We start from the raw sequence: 17,114 nt of genomic DNA on the forward strand, positions 1-17,114 counted from the left end.
TAAATCATAACCGTGCGATGCGGCCTTGAAAATTCAAATAGCAAACGCGTACTCATGATTTATTACTATCTGCATACTTCAAAAAGAAATACAAATTTATACCCATAAATATAAATATAACTAAAGAGTATTTATAATCTAAACCTTTCCACACAGCCATAAAAAAAAATAGAAATGGAAATAAATACAGTATCCTTTCCATACTAACACCCCGAGAAAATAGATAAAATGCTCGCTATCTCAGAAACCAGCCCACTAGCGACAGCTCCCAATGCTGTAAATGCAGCTAATACCGCAGAAAGTACTGCACTCAATGCTACAAAAGCAAACGAACAAGCAAAATAAGCTAATCCATCCTGACCTAGAGACTTCGCTATAAGCGCTACACCTGCTGCAATATTTGCAAGTGCGGAATTAATCAATGCAAAAGCAAATAATGCTCCTACACCTCCGGTTACAAATGCGAATACCCCAAAAATAAGCAAGATGGACAGCCCAAAAATAACAAGGAATGCTCCATTCTCCCCACCACCGATCTTATACGCCCCAGCCCCGGTCTGAGGGTCAAGGATAATATACCCAAACTGGCTGCTGCCGTAGAAGTCCAGCGGCTTCTCATGAGTCGTCACTTCCTTACCGGTTCGGATGGCATGTCGGATCTCAGTCATCACATCATCTGGCAGGTTGATATTGGGGAGTGCTATATCGATATTGGCTTGAGTTATCGTCCAGATTTTCTGCCCTTCCGCTGTGGCCAGTTGAATAGCCTTTACGGCGCTGATGCCATAGGCGGGGTTGTCTGCTGTTGTAAACATCTGCTCCGGCACCAGATGTTCCATCGCACTCATTCTTGCACCCTGGGCGCGGTTGTAGGCTAACCAGTTGTCGCTGTTGTTGCTGGTTTCCACCTGGAGGTTACTCACCCGATCCACGTCCATGGTGAGGCCGCCGAGTTGTACGTTTCTCGGAACCCCGAACCAGTATTGGGGGACGATGTTGGTTTTAAACAGTCCATAACTCGGAGCTCGGTAGCCGATGATGTTGGCACTTTTGCTTTGCAGGGTGTCTTGCAGGTTGTTGAGCGCAAAGTAGCTTAGGATGGTGCTGTAGAGCAGGTCGCCGACCAGATCTTGTTTGGTGAAATCGGTGTAGGTTTCGCTTTCTAGATTTTGCTGTGTGACTTCTAAGTTATCTTTCAGCGTTTCGGCCTGAGCTTGGCTGATGCCGTGTAAATCCAGTGCGATGGCGCGGTACTCCCCGACAACGGGTTGATTGCGGCTGGTTTGCCAGCCGCGCACCGGCTCCCAGAAGCCAGATTCGGAGATCAGTTCGGTGCCCATGCTGAGCTCGTCGGTGGTGGCAACAACGGTATCGCCAATAGCAAATTCTCCGTTTAAATGGATCAGGTAACCTGGCAGGGTATCGGGAATAGCTGCCGGGTCAATCTCGCCATTGTCATCGGGTTCAGGGAGAAAGCTGAGTATCAGTTGTTCGTCGTCTTCACTGGCGGGCGTGTACGATAAGGATAAAGCTTTACCGGCCAGTTTAACGGTCGGCTCATTGATGCTGAGTAAGGTATTGGTTGGCTGGCCGTTATAACTGCCGGACAGCTCATATTTAAATTTCCAGCGTTGGGCATCGGTTAAGCTGGAAGCCACCAGTTTTCGGGTACTGAGTTCATAGGGTAGAGAAGCGGCCAGCGATTCCCGGATCACGGTTTTGATGCTGGATGTACCTAATACATCGCCAACGGTGGCATCGGGGTTCTGGTTGTTGATGTAGTGTTCCAGTTGTTGCTGATACGTGTTCAGTGCCTGTTCAATGTCCTGTTGTGGCAAGCCTTGCACCCATCCTTCGTCTTCGTTCACGGTGGCGTTTTGTTGAATATTATCCACCAGTGTTTGTGCATCAAAAGGCACGGCCTGATCAAGGCCCATACCGTCCTGATATTCATATTGCTTGTAGCTGGCATCCATCGGAATCCAGCTGTCACCGACGCTGTGTTTTGCTCCGCGGCTGGGTAAATAGTCGATCCAGGCTTCAACCCAGACGTGCTCCAGTTCAAATAGCTGAACCTGCCCGCCGCTGACTAATCCTTTGGCCGGTATACCACCCTGGCCTAACAGATTGCCAGCGGCTGAAGCGGATTGAACATTACCCACCCAGTTTTTGACTGTATCGACAGGCATGCGCACGGTACCAAAGGCGTAACGGGCTGGAATATTGGCGGCACGTAATAAGGCAATTAATAAACTGGCAGTATCAAAGGCGTTGCCTTTGCCGTATCGCAGAGTGTATTCCGCTCCCTGAATGGAGCCATAGCTGGGAATAAATTCGATGTGGTTTCGTACCCACTGGTAGATTGCCACAGGGTCGTGATTCAGCTCGGTGGCCTTGGCTCGTATGATTTCGCTGAGTGGCGCGTCGAGGGTGGCGTCCAGGTCGGCCTGAGTTGGGCCTCCCGGATTACCCAGCATGTCCGGGGTGATGATATTACTGGCCAACTGTACGCCCTGCTCAAATAACGGCAGATCGTAGCGCTGACTTAATAAACCAGCCGATTGTGCTGGTTCCGGTGTCAGTTCCGGATCTGGTGTGCCCCACGGCAGATTATCCGGATCCAATACTTCATGGCTTTTACGGGTTTTTAAATTTTTTAATAGGCTATTGAGTGCATCCAGTTTTTGTTGCTGATCCACTAACGATTGATCTTCCACTACCGCCGAAAGTTTGTTCAGTACATCCGTGTATTGAGCGATCAATTGATTTTTGACAGCTTGTTGCCGCTCTAAAATGGCGGCGGGCAAATTACGCTGCTGTAGCATTTGGGTTTCTTGTTGGAGTGAATCAAGTGCATCCTGCTGAAAAGACTGTAAACGTTGTAAAAAACGCATACTGGCATCATCGGCCAGTGCATCATCCCCCAGACCCATAAAATTCAGCACACTGCTGATCACGCCACGGCCGGCTGTGATTTTTTTAGTCACTTCCGCCGTCTGGGTGCGGATGTGATTTTGTAAATTGGCCAGTACCTGATGCAATTGCTGGTTGTTCTGATCCCATTCGTGATCAGCCTGGAGCTGTTTTTGTTGTTCGCTCTCTATTGCCACAGCCCAACTGGGCCAGATCACAGAATTAACAAATAACAGCAAAACCAGCCGTGCAATGATGCGTAACGGGCGGGATGAACGTGGAGCGCTGTCCAGCAGCAGCTCCTGTTGCAGCAGAGGCATAGAAGGGGTTCCTGAAGTCATAACTGAATTCCGTTTCATGATCATTGCGCCAGCTTCTCGCCGACAAACTGAATATGACGCTGTACCTGCTGACGGGCACTGGCGACATCGTCTTCATGGCCAACCAGCAACAGGTCGGCGGCCAGCAGCAACAGCGTCTGCGCCTGATACCAGTGCTCTTTGTTGATGGCTTCGCGGGCCAGCTTGAACTTCAGCCAGGCATGGCGGTAGTTCAGGCGATACCAGTAGTCCCAGGCCAGGCTGTCGAGCAGTGCCTGGGTTGCCGCGAGTTCCGGGGTGGCGCTGGCGCCGAATGCAAAGCTGGCCTGCGCCTGTTGCAGTTGCTGATTGCCGTCGACGGTGGTGGTCAGCAGGCCGATGCTCTGCTCACCGTCGCGGTCGGCCAGTTTGATGTACAGACGTGATGCCAGAGTCTGCTGCTCTGCCAGCGTCAGGGTTGCCAGCCAGTGTTCATCCTGCTGAGCAAAGATGCCGGGAACCAGCAGCTCAGCACCTTCCGGCAGCAGCAGTTCGCTGACTAAGCTGACGGCACCGCGGTTGTTCTGCCACTGTAGGTTCAGCGGCAGTACGGCAGAGCCCAGGGTCGGCAGCTCATCTGGCTGGATCTGTTGCAGTGCCTGCAGAATCAGTTCGGCATAGCTGCTGTCAGCTCCGGCCTGAGTGGCCTGCAGCAACAGGTCGAAACCAAAGAACAGGCTGCGCCCTTTGCCATAGTCGTAGCCGGTAATGGCGCGGCGCTTAACATCGAAAATGTCGTGCGCTTTATGCTCGCCTTTATCCAGCCAGTGCCAGTTATGCTGCTGCTCGTCTCCGGCCAGCGCGTATTCGGCAAGGATTTCGGCGCCGGTCAGCCAGATACCCTGAACCTTATCGGCCAGCGGCAGCTGGGCATTCCAGGCGCTGCTCAGGTCAGAGTTGTGTACCTGTAATTCCCGCGCCCATGGATGACGGCCAATCACCGCCACACCCAATGCCGATTCCAGCCACAGGTTACGTTTATCGAAACCACCGGCGACGATCAGGCCTTTACCGGCGAAGACCACTTCGCGCAGCTCTTTCTGTACCTGCCAGTGCAGCTGCGGACGTTCGGCCAGCAACAGGTAGCTGCTGTAACCACCGATACGGTGCTCGCGGGCAAAGTCATCGGCGCTGTGTACCAGCGTATATTCCCAGCCAGCGTCCTGCAGCAGTTGTTCGATAAAGTCGTTCTGCTCATTCACATCCGGACCGTTGAGCGGGCCGAACGGATCGGCATTACGCAGATCGTCATCGCTGTGCCACGGATGCCAGGCCAGCAGGCTGACGTCTTCGTACAGTTCATTCAGCGTTAATGGGCGGTCGCAGCTGCAGTCGAAGGTCCAGGACTTCTCAACCTTACTCAGCCAGTTACGTTTAACCGATACTTCAACACGGTACTCTTTGCCCAGTCCGGATGATGACTGCACCAGCACCTCGAACTGACCGCTGGCCTGAGCTTTCACACTGAGATCGGTGTTGGCCTTGCCGTGGCGATGGTTGATTTCGGTATCCAGCGCGCTGACGATCTCGGTATCCAACAGCTTGCCATCCGGGCCGTAGAGGCGGATTTCAATCTGCTGAGAGGTGTTCAGTTCGGCGCCGAAGTCGAAGCCAACGCGGATGTCCTCAAGAGCAGAACACTGACGCGGAGCATCGGTCAGCACCAGCACGCGACCAGGGCCTTCACTACTGATGGCCGTGGATACTTCAGGCGCCTGCACTTCAAAGCTGTCACTGGCCAGAACCTGCCAGGTGCCGTTGATGTTGGCTTCCAGCACACAGGCATAACCACCGTAAGCCTGTCCTGCGGCGCTGAAGTCGGTGTGCCAGGTAAATTCATCATTGCGGCCGATATCGGCGCTGATTTCGGTGCGCTGCAGCAGGGTTTCACTGTCCGCCTGAATCAGGCTGTAAGCAAATTCCATATCTGTAATGTCCAGATTGCCACGATTGTGAACCTTAAATAGACAGCGGTTGTTACCAGTGTGGAAAATCCGGCTGTAGTCGGTTTTAACACTACCGATAATTTCCTGTAGTAACTGGCGTTCGACACTGAATGAATTAAGACTGGTGCTCAGGACTTGCTGATCTGCATCTCTTATCGTCCAGATAATTGGATACGCACCTTCACGGGCGTTATTGAGCTCCAAAGGGAAACTAAAATGCCGCAATGCAGAAGGCGCAATCTGGTCAAGCGTCAGATTTTCCTGTAATAGCAGCTGACCATCCGGTGCTTTAACCCGGAGTTCTGCAGTGGCATCAGTTACCGCAGAGTTGCTGGCGATATTCTGAATACGGGCAGTAATACTGACCTTGTCCCAGGGGGCGTAAACAGGCTGTTGTGTATATACCGCGGAGGCGAGATCGATCAGAGTATCCGAGTCGGTAACAATAACAAAAGGTGCTTCTGCCTGACGCAAAATTCTGCCTTGGTTATCTGCCAGCTGGGCAATGACCTGATAGTTACCTGTTACCAGATTGCCGACAAAAAAAGGCGTGTCATTAATTAATAATGAATCCTGAGCGGCGACGGTTACATTCTGTTCTGTCAGCTGTTGAACCAATGCCCCCGAGCTATCAATGATTTTCACAATCAAATTGGTACTGTCTGTTGTATCACCGGCATTACGAAGCATGCTGCCGATAATCACAGTTTCGCCTGCACGATAGCGAATTTTGTCAGTGCTAACGGATAGCGTCAAAACAGACGGCGCTACTTTTACCGCTCGTGTTCCAAGGAAAATACTGACCGGGTTGCCATTAACATCAGCGTAGGTGAGCTCTAATTCATGTAGTACAAGGCGTGTCTCGCCGGGAACCGGATTGCGTAACAGGAGTTGATAAGTGAGCTGCTGAACCTGGTCAGAAGGAAACTGATCGAACTGCCACTCTACTTCCGTCTGGTTGTTTTTAGTTTCTATGCGTACCGGCTCAACAGAGAATGATGTGGAAATCAGCTCTATCTGATTATTACTGAAGGTACTGATAACACGGACATCAGTGAGTAAAGGCGTATTGAAAAAATTCACCGGAATCAGTGTGTAATTCCCGGCACCATCGGCCAGACGAAGGTCGCCAGAGGAAGGCAGAGAAGGATCTGTACGACGAACAACAAAATTTACACCCAGACTTCCCGGAACAAACGCCGATGCTTCCAGTGTAAGATTGACCGCATTCTGTAATTCAATACGAAATAAACCGGTATCCCGATCCAGAACGCCATTACCATTGGAGTCTTCACCATCATCTAACAGGCCATTGCCATTCAGGTCTTCAGAGCGACGGTCAATAATGTTGTTACCGTTACTGTCTTCTCCCGCATCCAGCGTAGCGTTGGCATTACGGTCTTCGCTGTCGGTTGCATACCCGATGATATAGTCCCCCAACAATTCAAGCCGGGCATTCGGCGGGTAGCTATCCCCCCTGGGATTAATAAAATCAAATGACATGCCTCCCGGATATCCATAAGAGTCGTAGCTGCCAAAGCCATATACGTAAATACCAAAACTCTCCAGTGATCTGATGTTGTGGGAGCCTGGCTCAAGTGCGATTTGTGCGCTGCTGAAACCGGTCTGGCCAACCGGCTGAAACAGCGTTTTGTCTACAGGGGTGTTATCCAGCATCATGCTGTCGAGTGCACCGGTTGGTGCCATGACATTAACGAAGCTGTTTCTGAAACCAACACTTTGGGTCAGAGTGGCAAAATTGTAGCTGTTCAGAAACTGTTCTGATGGCGGTATCAACATCATAAAGGGATCTGAAATAACACCATCGAAGCTTTGTCCGGGGGAATACTGGGCAAGCAACACCGGGGCATTAGCTGTAATTTCACTGGGGGCTGTCAATATTATTTCATGGTGCTGACCACGTTGCAGTGTGGCAACCGAATCTCCGTTAACCGTAATCTGGGTATTGTCTTCGGATGCCAGAATACGGAACACCTCGCCTTTTTTGCGTGTCGCAAGCGGGATGGTGACAAAAGACTGACCCCATGTTGCGACTGGTGGCAACATCTCAACAATATGGTCACAGGCACCGTAACCAACTGGTACATTCACACATTTTACTGCCCCCATTACGGATACCGGCGAGGAAGCATTCACCGTTGTGCCGGTCAGGTCTCCAGATATCGCCTGCAGTAAGTAACTGTCACCAGCATTTAGGGTGATATTAAAAGGCGTTCCCGCAGTTCTGCCAGTTGTAGCCGTCGTAGGTGTAATAGTTACTTCGGTACCGTCATAAACACCGGTAACCAGCATTTGTGATGGATAGCCCCTTCCTAATCCCTGATAACTTATGTTCAGATACTCAAGGCCAAGAACATCAACAGGCAGAGCAAGAAAAGCATCGGTAGAGTACTGGAACTGATTCAGGCCATACACCGTTACTTCCTGATCGGTTACAACCCGTATTCCCAGCGATTTAATACTGTTGGCGGCCGTATGTTGCGCATTCCGGGGGAGCGTTACCTGAGTAACTTCATTCGCCTGAATGCTGATTGGCTGCACAAAGCTGAGCCCTGGAATTTCTACGGTTCCGGAAGCATCTGATTCTGATGATATAAACAAACTTAAATTACCGGAGTTGCTGTAGTTCGGAGGGAACGCGAACATAAACTCAGTTCCCCGACTATCCATCGCAGCGATAGTCAGAGAGGAATAAGAAAAGGTCGTTATGCACAACAATGCAAAAATGTAGTTCTTAAATCTGATCATGGCTGCTCCACTCCCTGCAGCAGAATTTCAACATTCAGCAGGCGGTCATCTCCGGGCAGAATCTCAGCCGGTGTCAGTTCCTGACTTATTTCAATACGAGTTGCGGGTGCAACGGTTATCCACACCGGATTAATAGATAGCGACTGGTTTTCAATCTCAGCCTGTAAAAGGAAGCGACCGCTTTGTGAGAAAAGCAACGGCTCTGATGGCAGCTGGATTAATCGGGTGGTGTCGCCCGGTTTTAAATCAAGGGATTCGCTACGTTGCAGCAGAGGCTGATCGTTTGGATCCAGCAAAGCGTAGTTCAGTGCGTAGGTTGCCTCTGTGTTGCCGGTGTAACGGATACGGACTGCAAGCGACAGCGTTTCACTGGCTCCAACTTTGGAAATACGTGGAGATGCCAGTAAATCTGAAGATTCAATATACTGCTCAGACTCAATACTGATATACCTGAGCTTTTCTGCCAGGATCTGACCGTTCATTGCATCAAATACGGAAAGCGTAAGTTGATAGTCAGCAGCGGGACTAATACCAGTAAACCACTGTCCACTGACATCCACCGGGACTCCAGGTAAAAGCGTTACAGGTAAAGGAGCTCCGCTGGCATCCACATCAGTACCGATAAAAATTTGCTGGATGATATCGTTATTGCTATCACGAATATCAAGCCGGAGTTGTACCCGGCGAGCAGCATCTCCGTTATTCAGAAGGGTGGCTGTCAGATTTACCGGACGATAGGCACCATAAGTTGAATCGTCCGTTGCCAGTGACGGAATTGTAATTCCCCCGGCGCTGAAGGGCGTCAGAGTAATATCCTGTGTAAAGCGACGATGCTCGTTCAATTTTAGTGTCTGAACCTGACTATGAAATCCATCAGCCTGAGCAAACAGCTCCATTGCCAGAAAGCCGACGTCATTAATCTGATAGAAGCCCTGAGCGTCTGTAGTTACGACGATAACCTGTGGTTCAGCCTCTTGTGTCTGATCAAGTTGCGTAATCTGAAGTTGCGAATATGGAATCCCTTGTTGCGAATCAGCGTCTGTAATCTGTCCCTGCAGATCCGTAAATGTCGTAGGGATATCCGCCTGCAGCATCAGTACACCGACATCGATAGCTCCTCCCTGAGCAGCGAGGACTTTGGCTTTAACAGAGGCGTAGCCCTGGGCATTCACCTGAATATGCAGCGCTCCGGTAGGGACATTGGTCATTGTGAAACGACCGTCAGCAGTGGAGTGCGTGGTAAAACTGTTCTGATTTATGCTGATAAGAGCGCCTTCGATGGGTTGCATTGTCGATTTATCTACAATCAACCCGGTTACCTCTACATGCGGCCCAGGTGGTTCTGTCTCAGTGCTGTGCAAGGCTGGAGAAAATTCCAGTTCTGTTCCTGCCTGTAACGTGGCATTACCGCTGGCGCTAAAGTAGTTTGTCAGCGAAGCTGTCAGGGTTATTTCACCGGGAGTGCTCACCAGATGGAAATACCCCTCAGCGTCTGTCGAAGTGGAGCCGCTGGATTCTCCGCTTAGCGTAACCTGTACTCCGGGCAATGGATCAGCTGAACTGGCATCGGTAATTTGACCACGAATAACGCCAGTATCTGGTCTCGGGGTCAGCACTACAGAACCAAGATCAACACGCTGCCCCTCGTTAAGCTTACCGCTTTGGGTTGCCGGATAATAACCATCCGACTCATAGGTCAGGGCAAAGTCTCCGGGCTGAATATTTGTCATAGAAAAATGACCATCAGAGCTGCTCAAGACAGAAATATTCCGCCCTGTGAGCGTTACCCGAACGTTAGCCATTGGCTGAAGGGTGCTCTGCGAGAGGACGACTCCGGTCAGCGAAGATTGCGCGGGATCGGTTATCCGATCAGTGTCTTTTAGTTGCTGCAACGCTTTAACCGCTAAAGCTGTGCTGTAAATGTCTTGTGACCATGAACCATCGGGGAGTTGGCTGGAAAGCAATCTATCGAGGGCAGCCTGGTAGAGGGCTGGGTCAGTGGTCAGAGGGGTGATTGCCAACAGCCCCAGTGCTGTGTCCCAGCTTTCAGCTGAATTCTGACTATTCAACTGAGTCAGAAGATAGCTCTGGGCTTTACTCATCATTGAACCGACATCGAACCGAAACAAGTAGGGCCGAACACTGACCAGCGTTTGTGCTGTCAGGGCCGTAGAACCAAGATTTTCCTCCAGCAGAAAACTGCCGTCTGCCTGTTGTTGGCTCTTGAGATATTCAAGTGCGTAGTAAATCTGCTGCTGATTATTCTGTGAATTGTTAACCAAAACCTGCAGAGCAAACAGGGTGTCGTAAACTGAGCTGTCGAAGCCGTTTTCGTCACCAAAGCCACCATCACTGTTCTGCCGCAGCGCCAGTGTGGCCAGGTCGTCGGCGAACGGCTGGCTGAGGCGCAGGTTGGCGCTGATGCGCCGGCTCAGCAGTTCGGTTTCAGTGGCGTTCAGACTGGCTAAATAGGTTGCGAGTGTTTGGGTATTGAGATGATCCAGCTGACCGGCACTGGCAAACGCCTGCAGAGCCTCAGTACTGGCCTGCCAGTCGGTGGCTGCCATGATATTACTGCGGAAGGATCCGTCCGCCTGCTGCTGGCTACTGAGCCAGGCCAGTCCGCGGGTTATATCGTCAGACGTTGCGGAAGTGTGTGCGTGAAGCATGGCTGGCAGCAGTGCCACCAGAATATAGAAAACTCTGAACCAGACGTTCATCGGTTGCCCCTGAGTTGTTGAAGCAGACCTGAAAACAGGCATGCATCGTCCCTGATAAAGCGCGCAACATAATGTTCTAAAAAGTCGTGGTCAACAGCTTCGATATAAAGCCATGCTACAGCACTAGATATGCACTACCAGCTCAGCTTGTTGCTACCCTGAAACCGCTATCGCCGCCACCATCGCTGCAGTTAATGTCGCCAGTTCATCATCGGTCATAATAAACGGCGGCATAACATACACCAGAGTGCCGAAGGGCCGTATCCAGATGCCGCGTTCAACGCAAGCTGGCTGTAACCGCGTCATGTCCACCGGCTGTTTCATTTCGATCACACCAATAGCGCCCAGTACCCGCACATCGGCAACACTGTCGAGCTGACGAGCCGGCGCCAGGCCCTGCAACAACCCCTGTTCAATTCGCTGAACCTGAGTCTGCCAGTTATTTTCCAGTAATAAGTCGATACTCTCACAGGCCACCCGGCACGCCAGCGGGTTGCCCATAAAGGTCGGGCCGTGCATAAAACAACCGGCTTCACCCTGGCTGATGGTTTCCGCGACCTGAGTACTGGCCAGCGTTGCCGCCAGCGTCATATATCCTCCGGTAATGGCTTTACCGACGCACAAAATATCCGGCGAAATAGCGGCATGCTCACAGGCAAATAATCTGCCGCTGCGGCCAAAACCGGTGGCAATTTCATCGGCAATTAATAACACATCAAATTCATCACATAAGGCACGGGCCTGACGTAAATATTGCGGATGATAAAAACGCATGCCCCCGGCACCCTGTACAATCGGTTCCAGAATCAGCGCTGCAATATCCTGGTGGTGCTGGCTCAGTATCTGGCGTAATGGTTCACTATCCTGATCATTCCAGTCCTCGTCGAACCCGGTCTGTGGCGCTGCGACAAAAAATTGCTGCGGTAAAATACCGGAAAATAAATGGTGCATTCCCCGGGTGGGGTCACACAGCGACATCGCCCCCAGCGTATCGCCATGGTAGCCCCGCTCCAGTGCCAGTAAGCGGTTTTTTTGCGGTTTGCCACGGGCGTGCTGATACTGGATCGCCATTTTAATCGCCACTTCCACCGATACCGAACCGGAATCGGCGATAAACACCTTATCCAGCCCAGCCGGTGTCAGAGCCACCAGCCGCTTAGCCAGCTCCACCGCCGGCGCATGAGTCATACCACCAAACATTACATGACTCATGTGCTGCAGTTGTTCCGTCGCCGCGGCATTTAAACGTGGATGATTGTAGCCATGCACCGCACACCACCAGGACGCCATACCATCAATCAGCTCGCGGCCATCTTCCAACCGCAGATACACTCCACTGGCACTCTGCACCGGCCAGATGTTGCCCGGAGAGGTCATCGAACTGTACGGATGCCAGATATGCTGGCGATCAAATTCCAGGTCTGTTTTTGCGCCACTGGCAGTCGCTTGAGAAGCGCCAGGCACGGACGAAGCAGTTGGCAGGGACATAGATACCTCGCAGAACACCCATCGGATAAAACAAAAGCGCCATCATGAACGCCACCGCACTATCAGTAAACCTCAACCTTTAAACCTGGTTGACCAATAATCGACAACTCCTATGATGGGTGTTTTTTAACCGGCAAGCCTCAACCATCGATCTATGAGCTGGAATCACCGCATTCATCAGGCACTGCAGCAACGGCAGCAACAGCATCTGCAACGTCAGCGTCAGACACTGAACAGTGCCCAGGGGCCGGTGGTCAGGTTGAATGGTAACGCGCTGATTAACTTCTGCTCCAACGATTACCTTGGCCTGGCCGGCGCAGGTGGCAAAGCACTGGCAGCCGCGACGCAGCAATGGCAGCTGGGCAGCGGTGCCTCGCATCTGGTATGTGGCCATTCCAGCGCTCATGATGAACTGGAACGGGCATTAGCCCGGCATACCGGCTACCCCCGGGCCTTGTTATTTTCCAGCGGTTTTATGGCCAACCTGGGTACCATTGCCGCCCTGGCCCAGCGTGGCGATTACATCCTGCAGGATAAACTTAACCATGCCTCGCTGTTGGATGGTGCACAACTGAGCCGTGCCCGGCTGCAACGTTACCGCCATCTTGATTACCGACATTTACAGCAGTTGCTTAGCGATCACAGCGCTGGCGAGAGTAAAGGCAAAGGTGGCGAAACGCTGATTGTGTCAGACAGCATTTTCAGCATGGATGGCGACCTGGCCGATGTAGCACAACTGAGTTCCCTGGCGCAGCAACACCAGGCGTTATTAATGATCGACGATGCCCATGGTTTTGGCATTCTGGAAGCGGCAGATCAGACCTCGGGCGGCGGTGCCCGGGCACACTTTGGCTTAACCGCGGAACAACTGCCGGTTTACGTCGGTACACTCGGCAAAGCCCTGGGTGGATACGGTGCCTTTGTCGCTGGCAGTGACGAACTGATCGATTATTTGATCCAGTTCGCCCGCCCCTATATTTACACCACCGCACTGCCCCCCGCGCTGGCCGAAGCCATGCTGGCCAACCTGGAATTACTGCAACAGCCGCAGCGGCGCCAGCAGCTGCAGCAACATATTCAGTATTTCCGCCAGCAGGCAGCAGCGTTAGCACTGCCACTGATGCCGTCACAGTCGGCCATTCAACCGCTGCTGATCGGTGACGCCCGACGCGCCCTGCACATCAGCGAACAACTGAAGCAGCGCGGCCTGTGGGTCAGTGCCATCCGGCCACCCACCGTACCCGACGGCAGTGCCCGGTTGCGCATCACCCTGACCGCCAGTCACAGCCGTGACCAGATCGACCGGTTATTGGCGGCCTTAGCCCGGGTACTGGAATGAACTGGAGCGAATTACAACCCAACGGCGGTAACAGCAACACCGTCATCTGCTGGTTTCCCGGCTGGAGCTTCCAGCCACAGGTGTTTGCGCCTCTGTATCAGGCATTACCCGGCAACCACCTCGGCGCCTGTTTCCACGGCCAGGGCACCCTGTTCGACAACGCCCGGCAACTGGCTGATGAGCTGGTGCAGCAACTGCAACAACGGCTGCCGCAGGTACAACACCTGCTCTTTATCGGCTGGTCATTAGGGGGCGCTCTGGCAGTACACTGTTTACAGCAGCTGCCGCCACACTGGCAAAAAAACACCGGCCTTATTACCCTGGCAACCGGCCGGCGCTTTCTCCAAACCATGGACAATACCGCCGCCGCGGCTGACCCCATCCCCGGAATGGCAGCAGACACCTTTGCCGCGTTCAGCAGCGATCTGCAGCAGGCGCCGGAAAAAACCCGGCAACGATTTGCCGCATTGTGTGCCCGGCACAGCCAGCAGCCAAGGCCATTAATGCGCCAGCTGAGCCAGCAGCAGATTCGCGACCCGGCTATCCTGAATCACTCGCTCGGCTGGCTGAACTACCCGGAGCTATCCAGCACTGCACGGGTCCAGCAACACTGCTACGCCAGCCGCGATGACTTTAATCCCGCCGCCCTGTCACCGGCGTTTTATGCTGCTGCCGCCAGCCACAGTTTTTTCTTAACCGCAGCAGGCCAGCGACAAATTCTGCAACAGATTCAGCGGATGCTGGACCAACTGCAGGTACCGCCCGAGCAACAGCGTGGAGAAACGTTATGAACAGCCAGGTTTCGCCGCTGCCGCCGCGTTGCAGTCAGCCACAACCCCAGCAACCACAACCCCAGCAACCACAACCTCAGCAACCACAACCTCAGCAACCACAACCTCAGCGAAACAAACAACAGGTGGCGCAACAATTCAGCCGTGCGGCTCACAGTTACGATCAGGCAGCCACCATTCAGCAGCAGGCCATTGAGCAGTTGATACAGCGGATGCCGAACCAGCTCGGTGGTCACTGGCTGGATATTGGCTGTGGTACCGGAGCCGCCTTTGATCCTCTGCTGAAACGTGGTGTGGAACACCTGAGTGGTGTCGACCTGGCCGAAGGCATGTTGCAGTTTATTAACCTGCAACAGGCCAGCCACTGGCATCGACAACCCATCACCACCGTGCTGGCGGACGCCGATGAATTACCCTTTAACAACAACAGCTGCGACGGTATTTTCTCCAGCCTGATGCTGCAGTGGAGTGAACATCCACAACGAACACTCAGCGAGTGGCAACGGGTCGTTAAACCCGGAGGCCTGATCGCCATCGCCACATTATTACCCGGTACTCACCAGCAAATGCGTGATGCCTGGCAGCAGATTGACCAGCGACCACACGTTAACCGCTTTACACCACGCCAACAGCTGCTGACTGTTTGCCAGCAGCTGCAACTCGACATCGTCAGCGAACAACAGCAATGCCTGACCGAACACTACCCTTCGTTAACCGATTTATTGCGTGGTTTAAAAGCCATTGGTGCCACCAACGTTAATACCGGCCGTAAGAGCGGCCTGGGTGGCCGCGCAGCACTGCAGCAACTGAATCAGATGTACCCGCGCACACAAACCGGACAATTACCGCTGAGTTACCAGGTGTATTGGCTGTTGCTGCGTAAACCCGCGTTAGCATTTTAGATGAGTGAACTGCGGTGCAGGATTGAGGAGAAGATATGAAACGCTATTTCGTCACCGGTACCGACACCGACGCCGGTAAAACCCTGGTGTCAGCGGCGCTGTTATTAAAAGCCCAACAACAGGGGTTAAGCACGTTTGGCCTGAAGCCGGTCGCCGCCGGCTGTGAAACCGTGGCTACCGCCCACGGACCGCAGTGGCAAAATGAAGACGCTCGGCTGTTGCGTCAGTACAGCAGCGAGCAACAGCCCTATGCCATTCATAACCCGGTCGCGTTGCAGGCTGCGATTGCACCACACATCGCCGCACAGCAGGAAAACCGGACGTTAACCTGCGACGCTTTGATCACCGCCTGTCAGCCAGCTTTCGCCAGCAGCGCACAGTTTCAGCTGGTCGAAGGCGCGGGCGGCTGGCTGGTGCCATTGAATACCCACGAAACGCTGGCCGATTTTGCGACAGCCATTAACGCCGGAATCATTCTGGTGGTTGGCCTGCGACTGGGTTGCATTAACCATGCGCTGCTGAGCGCCAGTATGATTCAGCATTCCGGCGCCCGCCTGGTTGGCTGGGTGGCCAACAGCCTGTCAGACGATATGGACGCCCAGGCAGATAATCTGGCTTATCTGCAACACGGGTTCGCCCGCCAGGGCGTGCCTTTGTTGGGCCATACACCTTATGTCGCCGCGATCGATCGTAGCCAGCCAGAGCAACTGCAACTTGTCGCGGATTCACTCCTTTTGCCGGATGACGAATAAATCCACGCTTTGCTATGCTTAACGCGAACAATCAACCGAAGATGATCCATGGCCGACAGCATCAGCATTGAGCAGATCCAGCATTTTGTGCCGTTTGATGAGCTTTCCGCTCAGGCAATCGAAGAACTGCAGCCCCACTTTCGCCACCATCAACTGGAGGCGAAAAAGATCCTGTTTAAGCGCGGCGTACAGGATGAGGAATGTCATTTCCTGCTGCAGGGCAACATCGACCTGGCTGATGACAACTTCAATATCACCCGGCTCAGCGGCGCGGATGACGAGAACTTTCTCGCGCTCGACAGCAGCCACCCGGTACACCGTTGCTCAGCGATCACCCAAAGCGACTGTCGTTTCTTTTCTATTAAGCGCCAGTATCTGGAGCTGATTACCACCTGGGCTGAGCTGCGTCACTCCTATGAGCAGGAAGACGAACAATCCGACTGGCTGGAAGCCCTGCTCACCTCCAACCTGTTTAACCGCATTCCACCGGCCAATATCCAGCAACTACTGGCCCGTTTTCAGGAGCGGCCAGTCAGCCTCGGAGACACCATCGTGCGTGAAGGGGATGAAGGCAACGAATGTTACGTGATTAAATCCGGTAAAGCCGTGGTCAGCCGCAGCAACAGTGGTAAAGAGGAAACGCTGGCCGCAATTGGCACCGGCACCCTGTTTGGTGAAGATGCGCTGGTCAGCGCCCTGCCACGTAACGCCACAGTCACTATGTCGAGTGACGGCGTCCTGATGGTATTAACCAAAGAAGATTTCGATACCCTGCTTAAAAATCCGGTGCTGGAGTTTATTAACGAACAACAGCTGCAACAACTGATTGAAAACGGCGACACCGGCACCATTATACTGGATGTCCGCACTCAGCAGGAAGCGGCCGTTAACCCGATTCTGCGGGCGCGAAATATTCCGCTGGCACAATTGCGCAGCCATATGCCGGAGCTGGCACCGGAGTTTATCTACGTAGTAACCGGCGAAGGCCGTGGAGAAGCCGCTGCTTATATTCTCAGCGAAGCCGGCTACCAGGCTAAGGTGCTGACGCCGGAATAATGGCAGCCAACAGAAACAGATTATATTAAAGCCATAAAAAAAACCCGCCGTAGCGGGTTTTTTTAGCACTACCGGACTG

Annotated in this window: 9 protein-coding genes; 5 read left to right on the top strand and 4 right to left on the bottom strand. The window is 52.9% G+C overall.

Going from position 1 to position 17,114, the window contains the following annotated elements; translation table 11 throughout:
• Window positions 1–203 precede the first annotated feature (203 nt).
• The 4 genes from ACFOMG_RS13765 to bioA form a co-directional block, all read right to left on the bottom strand.
• Window positions 204–3,041 carry a transglutaminase domain-containing protein gene (locus ACFOMG_RS13765; RefSeq protein WP_376867407.1) on the bottom strand — a complete coding sequence of 946 codons (2,838 nt, stop codon included), beginning with the start codon at window positions 3,039–3,041 and terminating at the stop codon, window positions 204–206.
• Window positions 3,042–3,274: 233 nt separating this feature from the next.
• Entirely contained in the window at window positions 3,275–7,780 is a 4,506-nt protein-coding gene (locus ACFOMG_RS13770; RefSeq protein WP_376867409.1) for an IgGFc-binding protein, read from the bottom strand.
• Window positions 7,781–7,983: 203 nt separating this feature from the next.
• The gene (locus ACFOMG_RS13775) at window positions 7,984–10,707 is read right to left on the bottom strand and encodes a carboxypeptidase regulatory-like domain-containing protein (RefSeq protein ID WP_376867411.1); all 2,724 of its coding nucleotides are present in this window, start codon (window positions 10,705–10,707) and stop codon (window positions 7,984–7,986) included.
• A gap of 153 nt (window positions 10,708–10,860) precedes the next feature.
• Window positions 10,861–12,195 carry an adenosylmethionine--8-amino-7-oxononanoate transaminase gene (bioA, locus tag ACFOMG_RS13780; RefSeq protein WP_376867413.1) on the bottom strand — a complete coding sequence of 445 codons (1,335 nt, stop codon included), beginning with the start codon at window positions 12,193–12,195 and terminating at the stop codon, window positions 10,861–10,863.
• Between the two features lie 154 nt (window positions 12,196–12,349).
• On the opposite strand from bioA, the gene bioF reads away from it, so the two are divergent.
• From bioF to ACFOMG_RS13805, 5 genes are read left to right on the top strand one after another with little or no spacing between them, the layout of a single operon-like run.
• Window positions 12,350–13,534, top strand: a complete 1,185-nt coding sequence (gene bioF, locus ACFOMG_RS13785) for an 8-amino-7-oxononanoate synthase (RefSeq protein WP_376867415.1) — start codon at window positions 12,350–12,352, stop codon at window positions 13,532–13,534.
• Window positions 13,531–14,325 carry a thioesterase domain-containing protein gene (locus tag ACFOMG_RS13790; protein ID WP_376867416.1) on the top strand — a complete coding sequence of 265 codons (795 nt, stop codon included), beginning with the start codon at window positions 13,531–13,533 and terminating at the stop codon, window positions 14,323–14,325. Before bioF ends, ACFOMG_RS13790 begins: the two co-directional genes overlap by 4 nt.
• Window positions 14,322–15,227 carry a malonyl-ACP O-methyltransferase BioC gene (gene bioC / locus ACFOMG_RS13795; RefSeq protein ID WP_376867418.1) on the top strand — a complete coding sequence of 302 codons (906 nt, stop codon included), beginning with the start codon at window positions 14,322–14,324 and terminating at the stop codon, window positions 15,225–15,227. Before ACFOMG_RS13790 ends, bioC begins: the two co-directional genes overlap by 4 nt.
• 35 nt (window positions 15,228–15,262) lie before the next feature.
• Window positions 15,263–15,979 carry a dethiobiotin synthase gene (gene bioD / locus ACFOMG_RS13800; protein WP_376867420.1) on the top strand — a complete coding sequence of 239 codons (717 nt, stop codon included), beginning with the start codon at window positions 15,263–15,265 and terminating at the stop codon, window positions 15,977–15,979.
• Between the two features lie 48 nt (window positions 15,980–16,027).
• Window positions 16,028–17,035: a cyclic nucleotide-binding domain-containing protein gene (locus ACFOMG_RS13805; protein WP_376867422.1), complete on the top strand. Its 1,008-nt coding sequence runs from the start codon at window positions 16,028–16,030 to the stop codon at window positions 17,033–17,035.
• Window positions 17,036–17,114: the final 79 nt, after the last annotated feature.

Source organism: Bacterioplanoides pacificum (assembly GCF_042648445.1).
GTDB lineage: Bacteria > Pseudomonadota > Gammaproteobacteria > Pseudomonadales > Oceanobacteraceae > Bacterioplanoides > Bacterioplanoides pacificum.